Source organism: Aquiflexum balticum DSM 16537, assembly GCF_900176595.1.
Taxonomy (GTDB): Bacteria; Bacteroidota; Bacteroidia; order Cytophagales; family Cyclobacteriaceae; genus Aquiflexum; species Aquiflexum balticum.
The window spans coordinates 3357861-3378466 of sequence record NZ_LT838813.1 but is presented as its reverse complement, the minus strand read 5'-3'; the positions used below and the strand labels follow the sequence as shown (position 1 = coordinate 3378466).

General features: G+C 37.3%; 15 protein-coding genes. 8 read left to right on the top strand and 7 right to left on the bottom strand.

The features are described from left to right. The first annotated feature begins 3 nt into the window (after positions 1-3). Positions 4-2826: a S9 family peptidase gene (locus B9A52_RS14250; protein WP_231955234.1), complete on the top strand. Its 2823-nt coding sequence runs from the start codon at positions 4-6 to the stop codon at positions 2824-2826. Positions 2827-3090: 264 nt separating this feature from the next. On the opposite strand, the gene B9A52_RS14245 is transcribed toward B9A52_RS14250, so the two are convergent. From B9A52_RS14245 to B9A52_RS14225, 5 genes are all read right to left on the bottom strand, one after another. After that, positions 3091-3285, bottom strand: coding sequence for a hypothetical protein (locus tag B9A52_RS14245; protein ID WP_084123527.1), 195 nt, complete (start codon positions 3283-3285; stop codon positions 3091-3093). Between the two features lie 163 nt (positions 3286-3448). After that, positions 3449-4903 carry an efflux transporter outer membrane subunit gene (locus B9A52_RS14240; RefSeq protein ID WP_084121087.1) on the bottom strand — a complete coding sequence of 485 codons (1455 nt, stop codon included), beginning with the start codon at positions 4901-4903 and terminating at the stop codon, positions 3449-3451. A gap of 5 nt (positions 4904-4908) precedes the next feature. Beyond that, positions 4909-8052, bottom strand: a complete 3144-nt coding sequence (locus B9A52_RS14235) for an efflux RND transporter permease subunit (protein ID WP_084123526.1) — start codon at positions 8050-8052, stop codon at positions 4909-4911. A 26-nt stretch (positions 8053-8078) separates the two neighbouring features. Continuing rightward, positions 8079-9269 carry an efflux RND transporter periplasmic adaptor subunit gene (locus B9A52_RS14230; protein WP_084121086.1) on the bottom strand — a complete coding sequence of 397 codons (1191 nt, stop codon included), beginning with the start codon at positions 9267-9269 and terminating at the stop codon, positions 8079-8081. Positions 9270-9369: 100 nt separating this feature from the next. Further along, positions 9370-9738, bottom strand: coding sequence for a hypothetical protein (locus B9A52_RS14225; RefSeq protein WP_084121085.1), 369 nt, complete (start codon positions 9736-9738; stop codon positions 9370-9372). Between the two features lie 298 nt (positions 9739-10036). Here B9A52_RS14225 and fmt point away from each other — a divergent pair, with 298 nt between their 5' ends. The 7 genes from fmt (at position 10037) to B9A52_RS14190 (ending at position 16668) form a co-directional block, all read left to right on the top strand. Then, positions 10037-10960, top strand: coding sequence for a methionyl-tRNA formyltransferase (fmt, locus tag B9A52_RS14220; RefSeq protein WP_084121084.1), 924 nt, complete (start codon positions 10037-10039; stop codon positions 10958-10960). Positions 10961-11244: 284 nt separating this feature from the next. After that, entirely contained in the window at positions 11245-11667 is a 423-nt protein-coding gene (gene parS, locus B9A52_RS14215; RefSeq protein ID WP_172805213.1) for a type II RES/Xre toxin-antitoxin system antitoxin, read from the top strand. Then, complete coding sequence (locus B9A52_RS14210; RefSeq protein WP_084121082.1) at positions 11664-12122, top strand: RES family NAD+ phosphorylase; 459 nt, start codon at positions 11664-11666, stop codon at positions 12120-12122. Before parS ends, B9A52_RS14210 begins: the two co-directional genes overlap by 4 nt. 79 nt (positions 12123-12201) lie before the next feature. Continuing rightward, complete coding sequence (locus B9A52_RS14205) at positions 12202-13131, top strand: DUF4412 domain-containing protein (protein WP_084121081.1); 930 nt, start codon at positions 12202-12204, stop codon at positions 13129-13131. Positions 13132-13354: 223 nt separating this feature from the next. After that, positions 13355-13867 (top strand): dihydrofolate reductase, encoded by a 513-nt coding sequence (locus B9A52_RS14200; RefSeq protein ID WP_084121080.1) that lies wholly within the window; start codon positions 13355-13357, stop codon positions 13865-13867. A 157-nt stretch (positions 13868-14024) separates the two neighbouring features. Continuing rightward, entirely contained in the window at positions 14025-15290 is a 1266-nt protein-coding gene (locus B9A52_RS14195; protein WP_084121079.1) for a competence/damage-inducible protein A, read from the top strand. A gap of 82 nt (positions 15291-15372) precedes the next feature. Continuing rightward, positions 15373-16668 (top strand): dihydrolipoamide acetyltransferase family protein, encoded by a 1296-nt coding sequence (locus B9A52_RS14190; RefSeq protein ID WP_084121078.1) that lies wholly within the window; start codon positions 15373-15375, stop codon positions 16666-16668. 9 nt (positions 16669-16677) lie between these two features. Here the strand turns inward: B9A52_RS14190 and B9A52_RS14185 are convergent, their stop codons facing one another. Further along, entirely contained in the window at positions 16678-19572 is a 2895-nt protein-coding gene (locus tag B9A52_RS14185; protein ID WP_084121077.1) for a PAS domain-containing hybrid sensor histidine kinase/response regulator, read from the bottom strand. Further along, positions 19572-20582, bottom strand: a complete 1011-nt coding sequence (locus tag B9A52_RS14180; protein ID WP_231955233.1) for a Cache sensor protein — start codon at positions 20580-20582, stop codon at positions 19572-19574. Before B9A52_RS14180 ends, B9A52_RS14185 begins: the two co-directional genes overlap by 1 nt. Positions 20583-20606: the final 24 nt, after the last annotated feature.

Sequence of the window (20606 nt, the reverse complement as noted above, 5' to 3'; positions counted from 1 at the left end):
CAAATGTCCTCTAATGGAAAATGGGCGGTCTATGCAATGATGTCTGTAGAGGGTGATGGAGAAGTTATTGTCCAAAAAACTGACGAACCTCAAACAAAAAAATCCTTCCCGATCGGTTCTACGACTTTTCCAAGTATTGCATTTTCAGAAAACGGAAGATGGCTTGCGTTCAAGCAATACCCTAAGGAATCAGAAAAAAAGGCCAATTCAAAAAACGGCAGTAAAGGATTAAAAGAAAAACTGATTTTATTGGATTTGGATAATGATTTCAAACAGACTGTTTTTGAGAATGTGAATTCATTTTCCTTTAACGGAAAAAATTCCACACATCTGGGCATAAATCTGGGTAATGGAGTAGCCAATGGTGATGCCAAAGGCTCGGATTTTTTGTTGGTCCATCTCAATTCTGATAAAAAACAAAATATAGGTAATGTCCTTGAATTTGCTTTTAATAAAACTGGAGATTATCTCGCTTACTCTATAGATGCAGCAAATCAATCAGGAAATGGCGCTTACCTGCTTCAGCTGGTAACCGGCAAAACAGAAATTCTTGACAGCGATACAGCTACCTACAAATCAATTAATTGGACCGAAAAGGGAGAAGCATTTGCGTTGCTCAAATTGGTGAAAGACAAGTCCTTCAAGCAAGACCATGGTAAATTATTGGCAATAAAAAATCTTTCAGATCCACAGTTGACAATATATGATCCCAAAAAGGATTCAATCAATTTTCCAAAAGATTATACCATTAGCCCCAATAGAAAACCTATGTGGTCAGAAGACTTGACCAGGCTGTTTTTTGGTATCCATCCACTTGTCCCTGAAAAAAAGCAAAACAAGATAGCTACCCAGCAGACTCTAAGAAATGTCAATAAGGACTCTCTGGAACGAGTCAATCTTGAAAAAATAAAGTCAGATTCAACAATAAAATCATTGGCTGACCTTCAAAAAGCAATCGCAAAAATTGACAGCACGAAACCCAAAGCTTCCCCGGAAAAGAAAGATAAAACAAAACCTGATATGACAATCTGGCACTGGCAGGACAGCAGGTTACAATCCAGACAGCAGGTTTTGGAAAACCAGGATAAAAACTACAGCCTATGGTCCATGTATGATACCAGAACCGGCAAGCACACCACTCTCCAGGACAGCTCCATGCGGGAATTAACCATTATGACAAAAGAAAAATTTGGTTTGGGTGTCGATTTCCAGGAGTACGAATTGGATATCAATTTAGATGGTCAAAATTACAGGGACATCTATTCAGTAAATCTTCAGACCGGAGAAAGAAAATTACTGTTCAAAAAGTTTTATTTACCCTCCTTCTCCTCTTTTCCAAGAATTTCGACAGATGGCGACAAACTCCTTTATGCAAAAGACGGCCACTTTTATGTTTATAATCTGGAAACCGGAATTGAGAAAAACCTAACTGAAAACATCAATACCTCCTTTGTAAATTTGGAAGACGACCATAATGTTGAAAAGCCTATGATAAATCCCTTGGGCTGGAGCAGTGACAGCAAATTTGTCTTACTTAGGGATGGTTGGGATGTTTGGCAGGTACCCGTTGGTGATAAAGGCAAGCCAATTAATCTTACTCAAAATGGCAGATCTGAAAAAATCAGATATCAAATGAGGTTTACTTTGGATCCGGAGGAAAAAGGCATTGATCTCTCCAAACCCATATTTATTAGAAAGTATGGTGAATTTTCAAAGAAAAGCGGTATTTCAAAAATCTCACCTGGAAAATCAGGTTTGATTCCGGGAGCCAAATCATTGATTTGGGAAGATGCCAACATCAACAGACTTAGTAAAGCAAAAAATGCTGAGGTTTATTATCTCTCTAAGGAAAAATTCAACGAACCTACAGAAATCTACATCACAGATGCAGATTTGACAGATCCGAAAAAAATTACCCAGAATGCCCCCGATGCCCCCAAATTCAAATGGTCTTCCGGAGTTAGATTGGTTGATTATATTTCAGATAAAGGAGATACTTTACAGGCGGCCCTTTTTTTACCGGCAGGTTTTGTGGAGGGAAAAAAATATCCGACTATAGTTTACTATTATGAAAAACTTTCCCAGACTCTTCATAATTATTCCACTCCTGGATTTAGCGGTACCGGTTGGAATCCTAATGTGTATACCAGTAATGGTTATGCCGTTTTGATACCTGATATTGTTTATAAGTTAGATGACCCTGGAATGTCCGCAGTTTGGTGTGTACTTCCTGCGGTAAAAGAGGCTATCAAAACAGGAATTATAGATGAAAAAAACATGGGGCTTCACGGGCACTCATGGGGAGGCTATCAAACATCCTTTTTGATTACCCAGACAGACATGTTCAAAGCGGCAGCTGCAGGTGCACCATTAACCAATATGATTTCTATGTATGATTTGATCTACTGGAATTCCGGAGGAGGAAATATGTCGATTTTTGAAGCATCTCAAGGAAGGTTTAGGGGTGCACCTTGGGAAAACTGGGATGCATACCAAAGGAATTCGCCCGTGTACCATGTCAAAAATGTAAATACTCCATTATTGCTGCTACACAATGACAAGGATGGGGCTGTGGATTTTACTCAGGGTATAGAATATTACAACGCCCTGAGAAGACTCAAAAAACCAGTGATTATGGTTCAGTACAAAGGTGAAAATCACGGGCTTTCAAAACTTGAAAACCGAAAAGATTACAGTGTCAGGATGATGGAGTTCTTTGATCATCACTTGAAAGGTGAGGAAGCCGCCAACTGGATATCATCCGGAGTATCAAAATTGAAATTGGACGAACATCTTGAAACAAGGTTGTTTGATACAAATAACTAACCTAAAATCGATTAAAGAACATCCCTATTTAACTATATCACTATTTAATTGGATATATTTATATAAAAAAATATAAAATAACCCATATTTGGTATTTTTTTATGTAATTTAATTAATTACATTTGATTTCTTTTTAGAGTTTCTCTAATAAGTGTTTAAGTTCAAATAAGGGTTAGTCCCCACTATTAAAGGTCTCTGTATATTTCAGAGACTTTTTTTTTCAAAAAAAAAGGCTTGCATTCCTACAAGCCTTTCCTTTTTTTCCTAATTCGAGGGAGTTTCCTCAACCTCAACAGTAGCCGAATCAATTTCGACTTCTATCACTTCAACTTCCTCCTGAACGGGTGCAGGTTCTTCTGTAGGTGCAACTTCTACCTCTACTTCTTCAGAAGGTTTGTTGCCGCAAGATGCCAAAAAGACAATGGCAACAATTGTCATCGCAAGGATGCTTTTTTTCATATTTGATGATTGTTTAATGTCCTCTCCGGACATATTTATATGCATAAAATGTATGCCAATTTTTAACTTTTCTATTTAATCCCTAAGATTTATTTTTCAAACATTTTCCTACTGAAGTCCTTTTCTTTCAATTGATTAAGATAAATTCTAAAATAAGATAAAATCAGATCCATCCACCCCCCAAAGCTTGGTATAACCTGACATTGGTTTGCAGTTTTTCCATCTTTAACTCTATCAGTTCAATTTCTGCCAATAGTGCCCTGCTTTGGGCATTGATAACTTCAAGGTAGTTGGCATAGCCAACCATAAACATCGTATTCGAATTATCCACTGACCTTTTTTGTACCTCTACTTCATTTGTTTTTAGCTGAACCTGCATTTGATATGCTTCAAATTGGTTTACCAGATCCAAAACCTCCAAATAGCTTTTCAATACCGTTTGTTCATATTCATACCAAGCTATTTGCTGTGCAGCATTGGCTGTTTCAAATCCCATTTTAATCTGATTTCTATTGAAAATTGGGGCTGTCAGGCCTGCCCCAAATTGATAGATAGCTGAGGCAGGGCTGAAAAACAGTTTCCCAAAATCGAAGGCATTGAAGCCTGCCATACCGAATAAATTAATATTTGGAAAAAATGCTGCTCTGGCTGCATTAACATCTGCCTGGGCTGCCAATAATTCTCTTTCCGCGATTCGGATATCCGGCCTGTACATTAATAATTCAGCCGGTAAACCAACTTTGACCAATTCAGGAATTTCAAGGGCGTTTTCAAGAGAGGTACGTTCATGATCCAATTCATAAATCCCCAATAAACTGGTCAGGTATAGTTCTGCAGATCTTAAGTCTCTTTGTTTTTCAATGAAAAGGGATTTGGAATTGAGCAAGAGCGCTTCAAATTGATCTACCGCAAGTTGGTTTTCCTTACCGGAAGTTTTCAGATCTTTGGATAGATCAAATGCCGATTCCTGAAGTTTAATATAATCTTCCAAGATTCTGATTTCAGCATCAAGGCCTATCAGCTGGTAATATCCAACAGCTATTTCGGAAATCAACCAGGTTTTGACATGATTGGCCATTTCTTCTGATGCGAGGTACCTTGCAGAAGCAGCTTTCCTGAGGCTCTTGTATTTACCCCATACATCCACCTCCCAATTGAACCCGGCGCCAACAATAAAGTCTCTGTATGGGTCAGGGATTCTTTTATCTTCCGGAACGTTAGGGGAAAGGTTTGAATCTGCATTTCCAACCCCGTCCATGGTAAATTCACTGAATCTTCTTTCAGATGCACCGGCTATACCACTGATCTCGGGTAACCATCCCGCTTTGGCCACCCTATAACTAGCTTTGGCTATCTTGATTCGTTCCAAGGTCTTTAGATTATCCTGGTTATTCTCCAAGGCAATGCTTATAAGGTTCTTGAGAACATCATCTTCGAAGAATTCTTCCCAATGAAGCAAGGCAACTGAATTCCCTACTTCTGACTGTGTTGATTCAAAATTCTCAGGAATTTGAAGGCTTTCCGGAGATCTTGACACATTGGAAGTCTTGCATCCCTGAAGGATGAGAAAAGCAAAAGCAAAGATAATTATTGCTTTTTTGATGAAAGTTTTTTCCATGACAATTACGCAGTAACAGTTGGTTTTTCTTTTTCTTTTTTCTTGAGTTTGGTAGCCAAGGTCTCAAAAACAACATAAAGCCCTGGAATTAAGAATACACCGACTATGGTTCCTATCAGCATGCCTCCAGCTGCGGCAGTACCAATTGTCCTGTTTCCAATTGCCCCGGCTCCAGAGGCTATGGTAAGTGGAATCAAACCGGATATAAAAGCAAAGGAAGTCATCAAAATGGGCCTTAATCTTTCTACTCCCCCATTTATGGCACTCTGAAGAATGGATAAACCTTTTTGTCTGTTTTGAATAGCGATTTCAATAATCAAAATCGCATTTTTACCCAATAAGCCTATCAGCATGACCAAGGATACCTGTGCATAGATATTATTCTCCAAGCCGGTAAGCTTTAGAAAGAGAAAGGATCCAAAAATACCTGCAGGTAGAGAAAGGATAACAGGTAAAGGAAGGAAATAACTTTCATATTGCGCTGCCAGCAACAAGTATACAAAGACAAGACACAACAAGAAAATATAGACTGCCTGATTACCGGAAGCTATCTGTTCCCTGGTAATTCCGGACCACTCTATATCAAATCCCCTAGGTAATTCTGCCGCCACTTCTTCAACTGCCTTAATGGCATCGCCACTTGAAAATCCTTCTGAGGCATCTCCCGTGATCAAGGCAGAGGTAAACATATTATACCTGGTAAGTTGTTCAGGTCCATATACTCTTTCAAGCGTTAAGAAATTGGAGTAAGGTACCATTTGACCTTCACTGTTTTTGGCGTACATAGACAAAATAGATTCCGGTGAGGTTCTATATTCCGGTGAGGCTTGAATCATTACCTTGTACATCATTCCAAATCTGATGAAATTGGAAGAATAATAACTCCCCACATAACTTTGTAATGTTTCCATGGACTCATTTACATTGACTCCCAATTTGGCTGCCCTATCATGGTCAACATTCAGAATATATTGGGGGAAATTGGGTTCGAAATTGGTCACTACCTCTTTCAACTCAGGTCTACCGTTCAATTTGCCCAAGAATTCCTGTGTTACTTCAGCCATTTCGTCAAGCGTCCCACCGGTTTTGTTCTGAAGTCTCAGTTCGAATCCTGATGCATTTCCGAAGCCTGGTACCGGCGGTGGAGAGAAAAACTGGATCTCGGCACCTTTGATATGGGAAATTCTTTCTTGGTAGTCCTGTATAAGTTGATTGACATTTTTATTTCTATTCCCCCAATCCACCAAATTGATCATACCCATACCATAGGAGGCGCCTGCCGTTTCTGTCATTAGGGAATAGCCGGCAAGGGTTGAAATGGTCTCCACTTCTTCCAAAGGCAAAAGACTGGACTGCACTGCATCCATTACTTCTCTTGTCCTTTCTACTGTTGCCCCCGGTGGTGTGGTGACGTTTACATAAATCATCCCCTGATCCTCGTTCGGGATAAATCCAGCGGGCACCACTGATATAGCGCCATAAGTCAGGACGAAAAATAAAATCAATGATCCAAAAGTGATCGCTCGTCTCCCTGATATATTTTTGAGGATAAAGGCATATTTCGAGGAAAGAGCTTCATACTTATTATTAAAATGAAAGAAGAATTTCTGCAAAAATCCTTTTGATGGATCATGTTCTACGTCAGCCGGTTTCAATAAAAGAGCGCATAAAGCCGGTGACAAGGTCAGGGCATTGATCCCTGAAATAACTATCGCTATTGCCAAGGTCAGTGAGAATTGCCTGTAAAAAATTCCTACTGGTCCCGATAGGAAACTTACAGGAACAAATACAGCTGACATCACCAAGGTTATGGCCACAATTGCCCCGCCAATTTCTTTCATTGCAGCCAGGGTAGCGTCCATCGCATTCATTTTCAAAGTATGCATTTTAACGTGTACAGCCTCAACCACCACAATGGCATTGTCCACCACAATTCCAATTGCCAGCACCAATGCAAACAATGTCAATAGGTTGATGGAGAAACCAAACAGCTGCATAAAGAAGAATGTGCCTATAAGGGAAACAGGTACAGCTATTGCCGGAATCAAAGTTGACCTAAAATCCTGAAGGAAAATAAAGACTACAAGAGATACCAATAAAAATGCCTCTATCAGGGTTTTTACCACTTCAAAAATGGAAGCATCCAAAAACCTGGACACGTCATAGGAAACGTTATAGGTCATGCCAGGGGGAAAAGATGAATCCTCCAATTCAGCCATTTTATCCTTAATGTTCTGGATCACATCTTTGGCATTGGAGCCTGGCCTCTGCTTGATCATGATAGAAGCTGAAGGCCTGCCATCTGTCATGGATACCATGCTGTATTCCTGGGCATCGAACTGTACATCTGCCACATCTTTTAATTTAAGCAAAGATCCGTCAGGAAGTGATTTAAGGGTTATATTTTCATAATCTTCAACTTGGTTAAATTTACCGGTATATTTCAATACATATTGCAAGGCCTGAGGGTCCCTGTCAGAAGCTATACCGGATTTACCGGGAGCTGCCTCCACATTCTGGGATCGGATTGCCTCGGTCACATCTTGCGGGGAAAGGTTGTAGGAAACCAAGCGATCCGGCTTCAACCAAATTCTCATGGCATAATCTTTGAAACCCATTATCTGAGCGAAGCCTACCCCATCAATCCGCTTTAGTTCAGGAAGTATATTGATATCCGCAAAATTGTAAACAAATTTCTCATCCTGAAGACTGTCTGTAGTAATCAGATTCAGGTAAAGTAACATACTGTTAACTTCTTTCTCTGTCTGAACACCTGCCCTGATTACCTCTTCCGGAAGTTCATCCAACACTGTTGCCACCCTGTTCTGCACGTTTACCGCAGCTTGATCAGGATCAGTACCAACCTTGAAAACAATATTTATAAGAGTAATCCCGTCGTTTGTGTTTACCGAAGTCATATAAGTCATCCCCGGCACACCATTGATGGCTCTTTCCAGGGGAGTAGCTACCGCTTTGGCCAATACTTCTGCATTGGCCCCTGTATATTTGGCCGTAACAACCACGGATGGAGGAACTATCTCAGGAAATTGGGTAATGGGCAAAGTAAATAAAGACAACAAACCCAAAAGCGTGATAAAAACTGAGATAACAGTAGATAATATCGGTCGTTTAATAAATATTTCGAACATATTGATCATTTTTAGGAATGAAATATTTATAAGAAAGAAGATAAGGTATCGTAAGCTTCTTTATCGGAAACCATGGCAGGATTCACAAAAATACCATCCTTAACCTGCTGAATTCCTTCGTAAATAATCCGGTCACCTTCTTCAAAACCTTCAGCAATATAATATACTCCATATCGCTGCAGAGGCTTGAAACTCCTAACTTTCACTTGATTGTCCTTGTCCAGAATGTACACATAGCTGTAATCCTGAATTTCAAAAGTAGATTTCTGAGGAATCAAAAAGATGTTTTCCATTTGGTTACTCAACTGAATTTTCCCACTTGCCCCATGCTTGATCAATTGATCAGGATTGGGAAATCTAACCCTAAAAGCAATAGAACCCGTTCCCCTTTCAAAATCAGCCTCCATAGTTTCCAACTTACCGGTATATTCATAAACTTCCCCATCAGAAAGGATCAAGGTCACGTCCTGGTTGGAAGTCAACGATTCACCTTCCAACTTTGCCCTCATGTACCTTAGGTATTCGTTTTCAGTTACCTTGAAATAGGCAAAAACTTCATTGACATCCGTAATATTGGTCAGTAGATCCCCTGGTGTTACCAAGGCTCCTGTCTTTTTTGGAAATCTGTCCACTATGCCATCATACGGCGCTTTAATAGTAGTATACGATAAATTTGTTTGGGCATTTTTAAGCATCGATTCAGCTTCTACTATTCCTGATTCAGCCACTGATTTTTTGGATTTTGCCAATTCAAGCTCTGAAGGTGAGATGATGTCTTTTTCAACTAGAATTTGTAAGCGTTGCATTTCTACCGATGCTGCTTGTGCCTCTGCCTGAGCTTGAGCCAATTTGGCATTGGCAGAATTGACCATTTCATTGAATTCAAGTGAGGACAATTGAAGCAAAGTCTGTCCTTTTTTTACAAACTGCCCTTCATCTACGTAGATGCGGTCAACATATCCCTCAACTTTTGCACGGATTTCCACAAACTGGACAGCCTGGATTTCGCAGACATAGGTTTTCGGAAATTCTATTGTTTTGGCTGTCAATTCCAAAACAGGAATGTTTTCCAGAATTAATTGGTCTTTTTCTTTTGAATTACTATTGCTGCAGGAATAAAAATTCAAGCAGAAAATCAACAATAAAAAGGATAGGGATTTTTTCAATAAATTGTTCATCAATCCCAAATGAGAATTGCCTAAATCTTTAGATTTCATAATAAGTAAATAAAGGAGTGACTGTAATCTTTAGAAAGATTATTTAGGGCTTATTAAAAACTTGAAATAAATGGTGGTCTGTTAACCAATAAAAAAATAGTTATGGGGCGTTGGTACAAATAGAATTTGTAATAGTCAGATTGTAACTAGAAAATATTTTTAGAAATTTAAAGACTGATTTTAATTGAAATATTTCTTCTGAAATGAAGAAATTGAAAACCTTATCAAAAAATTTTTTTATTGGGGTTCTGTCTAACTTTTTTACTTTATTACTTCCCGGAGGTCTGGAGATTGATTCTTGGAAGTCAATTAAATCAACTTGGGCTTCTGCTACATACTCTTCAAAAAACTCTATTTCGTTTTCTTTTTCAAATCCATCAAAAACAGCTATCAAAACAAAGAACGCAGAAAGTATACAAGCCAATAGCCTGAAACCCTCACTAACGCTATTTTCAGTGTTTTTCTTCACGGTGCGAAAATAAAAAAAAAATATTAATTCTCAATATTTTTTAGAATAATCTTAAAATCAATCGAATTGTTTGATGACTGCTAAAAAATATTTTCATTATCAATTATAAAATCTATTGCTTAATTATTGGAATAAAATTGTATAATTAATGTTAAATTCAAATATTCAAAATTTTAAAGTTTAAATTTGTCAAATTTCAGAATTTTATTTTGCAAAAATTAAGTTTGAAATCAAGATAAAATTCTTGTTTACAATTATTTTTTTTTGAATGTAAGAAGGTGGGCGCTAATTTTAACAAATGAATAAAGATCTGAGAATTGTATTTATGGGGACTCCGGAATTTGCGGTGCCTTCTTTGGAAATTTTGGTTGAAAATGGATGGAGTGTGGTTGCAGTAATCACCGCTCCTGATAAGCCCCAAGGACGGGGACAAAAATTCATTCCTTCACCAATCAAAGAAACGGCCCTGAAAAACGGGATTCCTGTCCTACAGCCAACAAATCTGAAATCACCTGAATTTATTGATGAACTCAAAAGATACCAAGCAGATATTCAAGTCGTGGTGGCATTTAGAATGCTTCCGGAGGTAGTATGGAATATGCCTCGATTGGGCACATTCAACCTTCATGCTTCCCTCCTCCCCGATTACCGAGGTGCGGCACCAATCAATTGGGCAATAATCAATGGAGAAACAGAAACAGGTGTTACTACTTTTTTTCTTAAACACGAAATCGATACGGGAAGTATCATATTCCAGGAAAAAGAACCTATTTACCCTGAAGATAATGCCGGAACACTTTATCAAAGGTTGATGACTAAAGGAGCCTCTTTGGTTTTGAAAACATTAGAAGCCGTTGCGAATCAAGAAATAGATCCAAAACCACAAGAGGAGCAAAAAATCACTCCTCATGCTCCCAAAATATATAAAGAAACCTGTGAGATTGATTGGAATAAACCGGCTGAAGAAATACACAATCATGTAAGAGGGCTTTCTCCCTACCCTGCTGCCTGGACGCAATTTCAGGGAAAAATGTGCAAAGTATTCAAAACAGAAGTATCAAATAAGATTCATGCAAATTTAAACCCTGGGGAGTTTCTTTCAGATGGCAGAACAAATCTTGTTTTTCAAACTGGAAAGGGAAGTATTAAAATTCTTGAACTTCAATTGGAAGGAAAAAAAAGGATGGGAATCCAAGAATTTTTGAGGGGAAATAAAATATGACATTAACGAGAAATTTTAAGATAAACAAAACTAAATGCTCATCTGCTTCTTAGCCAATAACCCAATATTCTAAATCAGAAGGGACCGAAGTCCCCTAGGTAGCAGGCATGGATGTATCGGACATTTCAATCTCCTAGCAAGAATTATGTTGAATTCCCATTTTTGTGCATCATTACGAACTTACATTGAGAAATATTTTTTGATTAAGGTTTCAAAAAAATAATAATAGAATTTGAAAACCCGACAATTGTCGTAAATTTATTGACAACTAATCAATGTCGGAAATGGATAATCTATTGAGTGATTTTGAATCCCCTTATACCACAGCACCAAAATTAACCCAAAAGTTAATCATCAAAAGTAGGGATGGGATTTCATTTGGGGAGTTTGAGTACTTTATGGATAGGAGTCCTATCCACCTCGAAGAATGGGCAGGTTTACTCCATTTGTCAGACCGTACGCTTCAGCGATACAAAAAAGACAACAAATCCTTTGAATCCATTCATTCAGAAAGGATTCTAGATCTATTTATGCTTTTCAAATTTGGGGAGGATGTATTTGGTGACAAAAGTATTTTTAAATCTTGGCTTTACGACCAAAATATCCCTCTAGGTAATGTGACTCCATTATCTCTTTTGGACACCTCATTTGGGATTGTCATGGTCAAAGAAGAATTAGGGAGAATCCAACATGGCATCTTTGCATGAATTTTTTCAGACTGTGTAGCAGTAGATATGCTGAGGATCTCAGTGGAAAAGGGGCAGAACTTTATGGAGGAAGGTGGAATAGTATAGGAACCCCTGTGGTCTATACTGCTTCTTCCAGGGCTTTGGCCATGGCTGAAGTAGCAGTCCACCTACATATTCAAAAAATCCCAAAAGATATGGCTATGGTTGAATTATACATTCCAGAAGATTCAATTACTTCCTTACCATTTCAGGAATTAAATAAGGATTGGGAAAAGTTCCCCTATTCCATTCAGTCCCAGAACCTAGGAGACAAGTTTTTTCAAGAAAATAGATTTTTGGGACTAAAAGTACCATCTGCCGTTGCGACCGGGGATTTTAACTTTTTGATCAATCCAAGACATGTTGAAATACAAAAAATCAAAGTAGTCAATATTTCTCCTTTTAGATTTGATTCCAGGATTTTTTCTAAATAAGAATAAATCAATCCACTTGCAAACTGGAAGTTCACCAATATTTTTTTTAAATTGAACCTTTAACAAAACCCTTATAATTATGAAAACCTCAATAAAACTTTTAACACTGCTATTTTTCATTGTTTCGACATTTGATTCTCATGCACAATTTGCTAAACAACTTCAAAAAGCTGCCGAAAGAGGTGTAAGTCGGGCCATTGAAAGAAAAGTGGAAATTGAGGTCGAAAAACTTGCCATGAGACAACTTAATAAGATGTTTAAAGATGTTTATGGCACGGAAGATATGGAGACAATCCCAGGAATGGATATTGGGAAAATAATGGAATCTATCCAAAATGATGTTGAAGTAGACGAATCTTATAATTTCACAGGTTATTCAATTCTCGAAATGACGGGGTTGGATGAAAAGGGTAAACCAATCGAACCTGTAATTTTAAAAGCTTATTTATCAGAGGATTCGAACATAACGGGAATGGAATTCTCCGAAAAATCTAAAAAAACGGATGAAGTTTATGTCATGATTTTTGATTTTAACAGGAACATATCTATTACCTTATTTGAAAATGACGGTCAAAAAATGCGGATGGCTTTTGGTTATGATTATGCTGCCATGAGTCAGGGAGTGGATTTTGAAGGTACAAATGAAGGAGGGGATGATCAAAATGTATCTTTCAATAAAACTGGGAATTCAAAAAATATAATGGGCTATGATTGTGAAGAATACCTGGTCGAGACAGATGATAACATCACAAGGTTTTGGGTAACAAAAACTCCTATCACAGGTCAGGCTTCATTTTGGGGACAAAACAATCCATTTCTTACAGCAAGAATGAAAGATCATAATCCTGATCTTTTCAAAAACCTTCCTACCGGCAATATGATGGAAGCTTATATGGAAAGTAAAAAAGATAAAAGCATTATGGAAATGAAAGTCACTGATTTGAAAGAAAATCAACCTAAAAGCTTTCTGATGGCCGAATATCCAGGAATGTCTAATTTTTCAAATTGATTTTACCTACAGAAATTTAAGCTGTGGTTTAAATCACGTCCATTGGAGGTGATAAATCCAACTTCAAACCGAAAACTCCATTGAATCGATAAATTCAGATCCTATTCCAGCATTTAACATTTAGTAAAGCTCATGAATACTCTGGGTCATTGTGTTTTTATATACTCAATTAGATTTTTTGATTTGGTAAAGCTTAATAACTTAGCAAAAACAATTAACTACTTTGAAAATTTCAATCATCGTTGCCAAGGCAAAAAACAATGTTATCGGAAAAGACAATCAGCTTATATGGAAATTATCCTCCGATCTCCAATTGTTTAAAAAATTGACTGTGGGTCATCATATAATCATGGGCAGAAAAACTTACGAATCAGTAGGAAGACCACTCCCAAACAGAACATCAATAGTCATTACGAAAAATCCTGAATTTAAAATACCTGAAGGACATATTGTAGCAAATTCATTTGAGGAATCTATCCAGATCTGTATTGGAAAAAACCTAGAACAGGTTTTTATTATAGGAGGAGCAGAAATTTATAGGCAGGCTTTGAGCATTTGTGATGAGCTTTTAGTGACAGAAGTGGATGCCACACCCGAAGGTGATGTTTTTTTTCCTGAAATCAATCCTGAAAATTGGAAGGAAATTTCAAGAGAACATTTTTATAGAGATGAAAAAAACCAATATGACTTCGATTTTGTCATTTACAAAAAAACGGATACTTGGATTTATCAATAATTCATAACAAAAAACAAAACAGCCATCTTTGAAGTTTGGACAAATCTCACTTATCAAGTAAAGGCAAAGGGTGCGCATGAAATCTTATCAAATAAAAACAAACTTTAGCAAAACCATTATATTCCTGAATATTTTCTGAAATTCTCCTTATTCAAAAATGACCTCTACCAAAGAAATAAAAGCCGAAATCTTAGCCATAGGAGATGAATTACTTTATGGTCAGATCATGGATACCAATAGTCATTGGATCAGTAAGGAACTTGATAAGATAGGAGTCAGGGTGGTCAGAAGAAGTACTGTTGGAGATTCAAGGGAATCCATAATGGCAGCATTTGCCGAAGCTGAATCCAGAGCTGATATTATCCTCATGACGGGTGGACTAGGTCCTACCTCTGACGACCTTACCAAACCCTTGTTGGCAGAATATTTCAACTGTGAAATAGCCCTTGTTCCTGAGGCCTTAGAAGCAGTTAGGTCATTTTTTGAGAAAAGAGGACGGGAGCTGACTCCGTTAAATGTTCTTCAAGCCCATCTTCCAACCAAATGCCAATATATTCCAAATGAACTGGGAACAGCCCCGGGAATGTGGTTTGAAGAAAACGGAAAAGTTTGGATGTCCATGCCGGGGGTTCCCCATGAAATGAAAAAACTGATGTCAGAGCATGTCATTCCAAAAATCAAAGAAATCTTTCCTTTGCCCACTATTTACCATAAGGTGATTAAAACTGTGGGCATCGGAGAAAGCTGGCTGGCTGATCTGATCAAAGACTGGGAAAAAAATCTGCCCTCTCATATTAAATTAGCCTATCTCCCCTCTTTGGGCCATGTAAAATTGAGACTGACCGCATTTGGGGAAAAAATAGAGGAGCTCCAGAGTGAAGTTGAAATGAAGATAGGAGAAGTCAAACCATTGATTGACAAATATATATACGGATACAACAATGAAACACTTGAAGAGGCGATAGGGATTCTATTAAAAAGAAGCAATAAAAAAGTTGCTCTTGCTGAAAGCTGTTCGGGCGGTTATATTTCTCATTTGATTACTTCCGTACCTGGAAGCAGTGAATACTTTCAGGGCAGCTTGATACCGTACCATAATCATTTCAAGAACATTTTGCTGGATGTAGAAAATGATACTTTGAAAGAATTTGGTGCTGTAAGTGAAGAAACTGTTATTCAGATGTCCGAGAATATTCGAAAAAAATTCGAGGCAGATTTTGGTTTGGCAAGCAGCGGAATCGCAGGACCTGCAGGGGGTTGGGCCGAAAAACCGGTAGGGACTGTTTGGATAGCATGCGCTATGGAGGGCAAGACCATTACCAAAAAATTACAGCTGACCCAGGACAGAATGCTGAATATTCAGTTGACGGGGGTAGCAGCATTGAATTTATTACGCCTTAGCATATTGGGTAAAACAGAATAAAAATTCTTATTTCAATTTTGCATTCGTAAAAATAAAATTTAATTTTAAAACTTAGAAATAAACCCAATTAAATAAAAGTAATATGGCGATTGTAGAAATGCTAATGCCCAAAATGGGTGAGAGTATCATAGAAGGGACAATTCTTACATGGCTCAAAAAAGAAGGTGATAATATTGATCAGGATGAATCTGTCCTAGAAGTGGCCACTGACAAGGTTGACACGGAAGTTCCTTCTACGCATGGCGGTATCCTCAAAAAAATACTGGTAAAAGAAGGGGAAATTGTCGCTGTAGGTGCACCCATAGCAATTATTGAGGTAGAAGAAGAAAGCAAATCATTAGAAGGCTCTCCTCAACCGAAAGATAAGTCCAAAGAAGAATTATTAGCCGTTGCCCCTGCACAGACGTCAACTATAATTTCCAAAGAGACTAAGACTGAGAGTGAAATAAATGATGATAGATTTTATTCCCCTTTGGTATTGAGCATTGCCAAAGAAGAAAAAATAAGTACAGCCGAGCTTTCTACTATTCCGGGAACAGGCAAAGATGGAAGGGTTTCCAAGCAGGATATGCTGGCCTATTTGAAAGATCGTAGTAAAAAAGATATTTCTACTTCCCAAAATATTCCCGCTTTCTCAGCCTCTCCCAATGTGGAATTAAGTTTTTCCGGGCAGGATGAGATCATTGAGATGGATAGGATGCGCAGGATGATTGCTCAAAGAATGGTCGATTCCAAACGTATTTCTGCGCATGTTACGTCTTTTGTGGAAGCTGACATGACCAATATTGTACTTTGGAGAAATAAGGTAAAAGATGTGTATAAGAAAAAGGAAGGGGAAGCGCTGACCTTTACACCTTTCTTTATTCAGGCTGTTGCAAGAGCGATCAAGGATTTTCCTATGATCAATATTTCGGTGGACGGAGAAAAAATCATTAAAAGAAAAAATATTAATGTTGGAGTTGCCGTAGCCTTACCGACGGGGAATTTGATTGTCCCGGTTATAAAAAATGCGGATCTGTTGAATTTAACCGGTTTATCAAAAAAGATAAATGACCTTGCCAATAGGGCAAGAATCAATAAACTATCACCCGATGAACTTGTTGGTGGTACTTATACAGTTTCTAATGTAGGTTCATTTGGCAATGTAATGGGTACTCCAATCATCATGCAACCACAGGTCGCAATTTTGGCTGTGGGAGCTATTCAGAAAAAACCGGCCGTGATTGAAACACCGACAGGAGATGTAATTGCAATAAGGCACAAAATGTTTTTATCTCATTCCTATGACCACAGAGTAGTTGACGGGGCTTTGGGGGGGATGTTTGTCAGAAGAGTTGCAGATTACCTGGAAGCTTTTGATTTAAATACGGAAATATAAAAAAAGAGGTCAATTGACCTCTTTTTTTAAAGAAAGACTTTCTGCACAATCCTTGATGATGAAAGCAATATCTTTTATTTTGATTGGTTTGGTCAGGTAAGCATCCATCCCTGCATTTTTTGCTTTCTCAACATCCTCTTGAAATGCATTGGCCGACAGACCCACAATTTTAATCTTATTTCCTTTTTCCTTTCTAATTTGGGAAGCAGCATCCAAACCATTCATTAGAGGCATTTGAATATCCATAAAAATGAGGTCAATTTCATTTTCATTTGCGGATTTTACAGCCTCAATGCCATTTTTGGCTATTGCGAAGTCATAACCCAATTGTTCCATCAGCATACCCATAAACCTCAGGTTGGTAGTGTTATCTTCTGCTATCAAAATCCTCAACGGATAATTTTGAGCCATATTCTTCCAATTAAAAAATTCCATATCATCAATATCAAATTCCTTATTGGGAATATTATCCTCCATATTCCAGATTTTCCCAATAACAGAAAATGAAAAAGTCGACCCAACACCAAGTTCACTTTCGAAAGTCAGTTCTCCTCCCATCAATTCTATCAACCTTTGGGAAATGGCAAGACCTAAACCTGTCCCCTGATGCGATTTGGTGGTGCTGCTATCCACCTGTACAAAAGGTTTTGATAAATTTCCCAGATGGTCCTCAGGGATTCCTATTCCTGTATCCTTGACTTCAAAGTAAAGAATAATACTCTTTTCAACTATTTTTTCAGATGAGATCAAAAGAGATATTTCACCTCCTTCGGGGGTGAACTTAATGGCATTGCCAATAATATTGATCAGTACCTGCATCAATTTGTCCTTATCCAATTCCACGAATTCGGGTACCGTTGAAGTATATTGAAAGGAAAATTGAAGGTTTTTTTCCTTTATCAAACCTGAAAAAATTCCCAGGGTTTTTTGGATCTCATTCTTAAAATTAAAAGCAATTGGATTGACAGACATTTCCCCTGCTTCAATTTTGGAATAGTCAAGGATATCCTTGATAATATTTAAGAGTGATTCTCCGGAATTTTTGATTAAATGCAGGTACTCATTTTGGATTTCATCCAGTTCTGTATTTTCCAGAAGACCAATGATACCCAATAGACCGTTCATAGGTGTCCGTATTTCATGACTCATATTAGCCAGAAATTCGGACTTCGCTTTATTGGATTCTTCTGAAGCTTTCATGGCTTCCTGCAGACCTTTTTCCCATAGTTTTTGGGAAGAAATATCTCTGGCCATAGAAATCACTCTATTTTCATCCAGCTTAAAAATTCTTGTTTCAAAAATCCTTTTTCCAATTTTCAGCATCAAATCAAATTCAATCCGCTGCATTTTCCCGGTCTTTACTACTTTTGAAAATGCTTCCATCATGACCTTATTAAGTGGTTCCGGAATAACCTCAAAGAGATTTTTCCCCATAGAAAAAGAAGGGGGGTACAAAAGCATAGTCTCATCTTGCACATAATAATCAATAAAAGTACCCTCATTGTCATAAATAAAAATCAAATCAGGAAGACTATTCAATACAGACCTCAATCTGTTTTCACTTTTAATCAACTCCACTTCTGAATTATACTTTTCATTTATATCAGTACAGATTCCCACATTTCCTGTGTAATTCCCATTTTTATCATAAAAAAGCTTTTCAAATATCCGGACCATGATAAAACTACCGTCTTTCTTTTTGATCTTAAATTGGGAAGAAACCACCTCTTTTTTAACCTTGATAGAATCTTTTAAAAGCGTTTCAAAAATCGTCAAATCCTCTTCTTCGATGTAAGATTTGAAATTTTTCAAAAAATCCTCTTTTTCATATCCCAATACATTCAGTACTTCATCCCCTACATTTTCCATTTTCCCAGATGAATCCTGAAAGTAGATAAAGCCTTTGGATTCCTGCAGCAACAGGGTCTGTCTACGAAACAATTCTTCAATTTCCGCGGAATTTTTTTCCAGAATCAGGTTGGCATATCTTGAGTTTTTTATAAACCTGAACAATATCAAAATGACAAAAGCCAACAACAACAACAATCCAAAAAGCAAATAAAAATGTGCTCTGTAAAGCGAAAATCCTAAATTCGAAATATCCTGGATGAAAACAACTGCATATTTATCTTCCAGGGGAGTCAGATTAAAAGGGTACTGATGAATCAATACCCTGAGCTTTTTGTCTGACTCAGGAGAATCATATAATCCAGTATAGTTTCCTTTTAAGCCCTCCGAAATATCCTGGTCAATTTCAGACAAAACAGCAGCATTGATGTTGGATTTATCAAAATTTAATTCCGAGGAAATGTCCAAATACTCCCCGTTTTTGTAAATAAGTTTAAACCCGGTTTTACCTAAATAATAGTTTCCGAGTATAAATGAAAAAAACCTGTCAAAATCAAGTTTGATGGAAATTGCCACTTCTTTATTGGGGTTGGAAAGTGTAATATTATGAGGCTGTATTGGCATATCCGACCTGCTTTCATAAGTCTTTTTCAAAAAATTATTTTGATTATCAAAGTAAAAAGAAACATGGTGATTTGGAAAGCTCACAAAAATAGTATCCAGAATATCTCTGTGATTATTGAAGATTCTTCTTGCTCTTTTTTCAAATGCCAGAGATTCATTGGATGTCCTTTCGTAAGTCCATGGCTCGAGATTGTTGACGAAAAACAACATATCCTCATAAAGAAACGTGAAATCTCTTTGCATTTCTTTCCCTGCCAATTCCACTTGGCTTGAAAGTGATTGATTACGGGAATCGGTTTGGTTTTTCTTTAATGCATTGAAAAAACTATAGGTTAAAAAAAGAACCAGAAAAACAATTATAATACCTATCACCACAAACCCGGTATGGTAATTCTTTGTTTGGGAAAATTTTGGGTATTTATTCGGTCTCATTACAATACCAATTCGAGAATATACCAATTAAGTCTTTCTAATTTTTCTGAAATGACAATTATTTTTTCCCCTTCGCTATTCAGAACAGATTCCCTTTCTCCTGCCAAAATAATATTTGATGCAGTTTTCCTGACTTCAATATTTTTACTTTTGAACAAATTGAAATCTTCCATTCTAAAACTATCCGAAGTGATGGTTTGCTTATAAGTATAATTCTTCAAAGGGGGCAAGGAAAGTACTTCTATGGCTTTGCTTTTTCCTGCAACCACTGTTCCTGTTGCATCTACCACAATTAATTCCTTGTTTGATTTTTCAATATAGGATTCAAAAATATCATTTACTGTGATATCAAATGCCAATACCATTTTTAAATTATCATAGTGATAAACAGGGTTCAGCAATGAAATCATCCAACCTCGTCCGACCGGGTCTATATAGATTTCATCTACCCAGACCAAACCTCTTGAAGGATTGTTTTTTTCATCTGCCTCATAATAAAAATTGAAAGTCGTTAGATCAAGGTCAGGTTCAAGCATATTGTAGACATCATAGGGAGGAAAAAGTCTGTTCAGTTGGGTCGATGAATTGAAGTATACTTGAGAAACCACCTTATGTTTTTCAACTATACTCTTAAATAAACTATCAAGTGGATTGGTCAGATAGATCAATTCATCGACGGCTTGTTTATCTTGGTCGATTTCGGGTATGTATAATGAACTCAGAGATGTGTCCACCAAAATACCTGCATTGGCCCCAACACCTTTAATCACATACTTGTTTTTATCAGCCTTGGAAAGTACTTCTTCTTTATTATCGAACAATCCAGTTGTAAATTCCCCCAACTTGGTTATTTCATCCTCCAATACCTCTAAATCATGATCCATCATTAAAGCTATAGCTTCAAGTTCAATCCGGTTATTTAAATAATGATTAGAATTTGATGGGCCACAGGCAACAAAAACCGCTAATAAAAATAATAAAGATGATGCCAACAAACTGGTGAACTTCATAGAATAATATTGGTTAATAGATAA

Excerpts from the sequence above, each read along its gene's own strand:
- B9A52_RS14235 (WP_084123526.1), bottom strand. The coding sequence starts at position 8,052 with ATGTTCGAAATATTTATTAAACGACCGATATTATCTACTGTTATCTCA.
- B9A52_RS14180 (WP_231955233.1), bottom strand. The coding sequence starts at position 20,582 with ATGAAGTTCACCAGTTTGTTGGCATCATCTTTATTATTTTTATTAGCG.
- B9A52_RS14205 (WP_084121081.1), top strand. The coding sequence starts at position 12,202 with ATGAAAACCTCAATAAAACTTTTAACACTGCTATTTTTCATTGTTTCG.
- parS (WP_172805213.1), top strand. The coding sequence starts at position 11,245 with ATGGATAATCTATTGAGTGATTTTGAATCCCCTTATACCACAGCACCA.
- B9A52_RS14195 (WP_084121079.1), top strand. The coding sequence starts at position 14,025 with ATGACCTCTACCAAAGAAATAAAAGCCGAAATCTTAGCCATAGGAGAT.
- B9A52_RS14185 (WP_084121077.1), bottom strand. The coding sequence starts at position 19,572 with ATGAGACCGAATAAATACCCAAAATTTTCCCAAACAAAGAATTACCAT.
- B9A52_RS14245 (WP_084123527.1), bottom strand. The coding sequence starts at position 3,285 with ATGAAAAAAAGCATCCTTGCGATGACAATTGTTGCCATTGTCTTTTTG.
- B9A52_RS14210 (WP_084121082.1), top strand. The coding sequence starts at position 11,664 with ATGAATTTTTTCAGACTGTGTAGCAGTAGATATGCTGAGGATCTCAGT.
- B9A52_RS14230 (WP_084121086.1), bottom strand. The coding sequence starts at position 9,269 with ATGAAATCTAAAGATTTAGGCAATTCTCATTTGGGATTGATGAACAAT.
- B9A52_RS14250 (WP_231955234.1), top strand. The coding sequence starts at position 4 with ATGTCCTCTAATGGAAAATGGGCGGTCTATGCAATGATGTCTGTAGAG.
- fmt (WP_084121084.1), top strand. The coding sequence starts at position 10,037 with ATGAATAAAGATCTGAGAATTGTATTTATGGGGACTCCGGAATTTGCG.
- B9A52_RS14240 (WP_084121087.1), bottom strand. The coding sequence starts at position 4,903 with ATGGAAAAAACTTTCATCAAAAAAGCAATAATTATCTTTGCTTTTGCT.
- B9A52_RS14190 (WP_084121078.1), top strand. The coding sequence starts at position 15,373 with ATGGCGATTGTAGAAATGCTAATGCCCAAAATGGGTGAGAGTATCATA.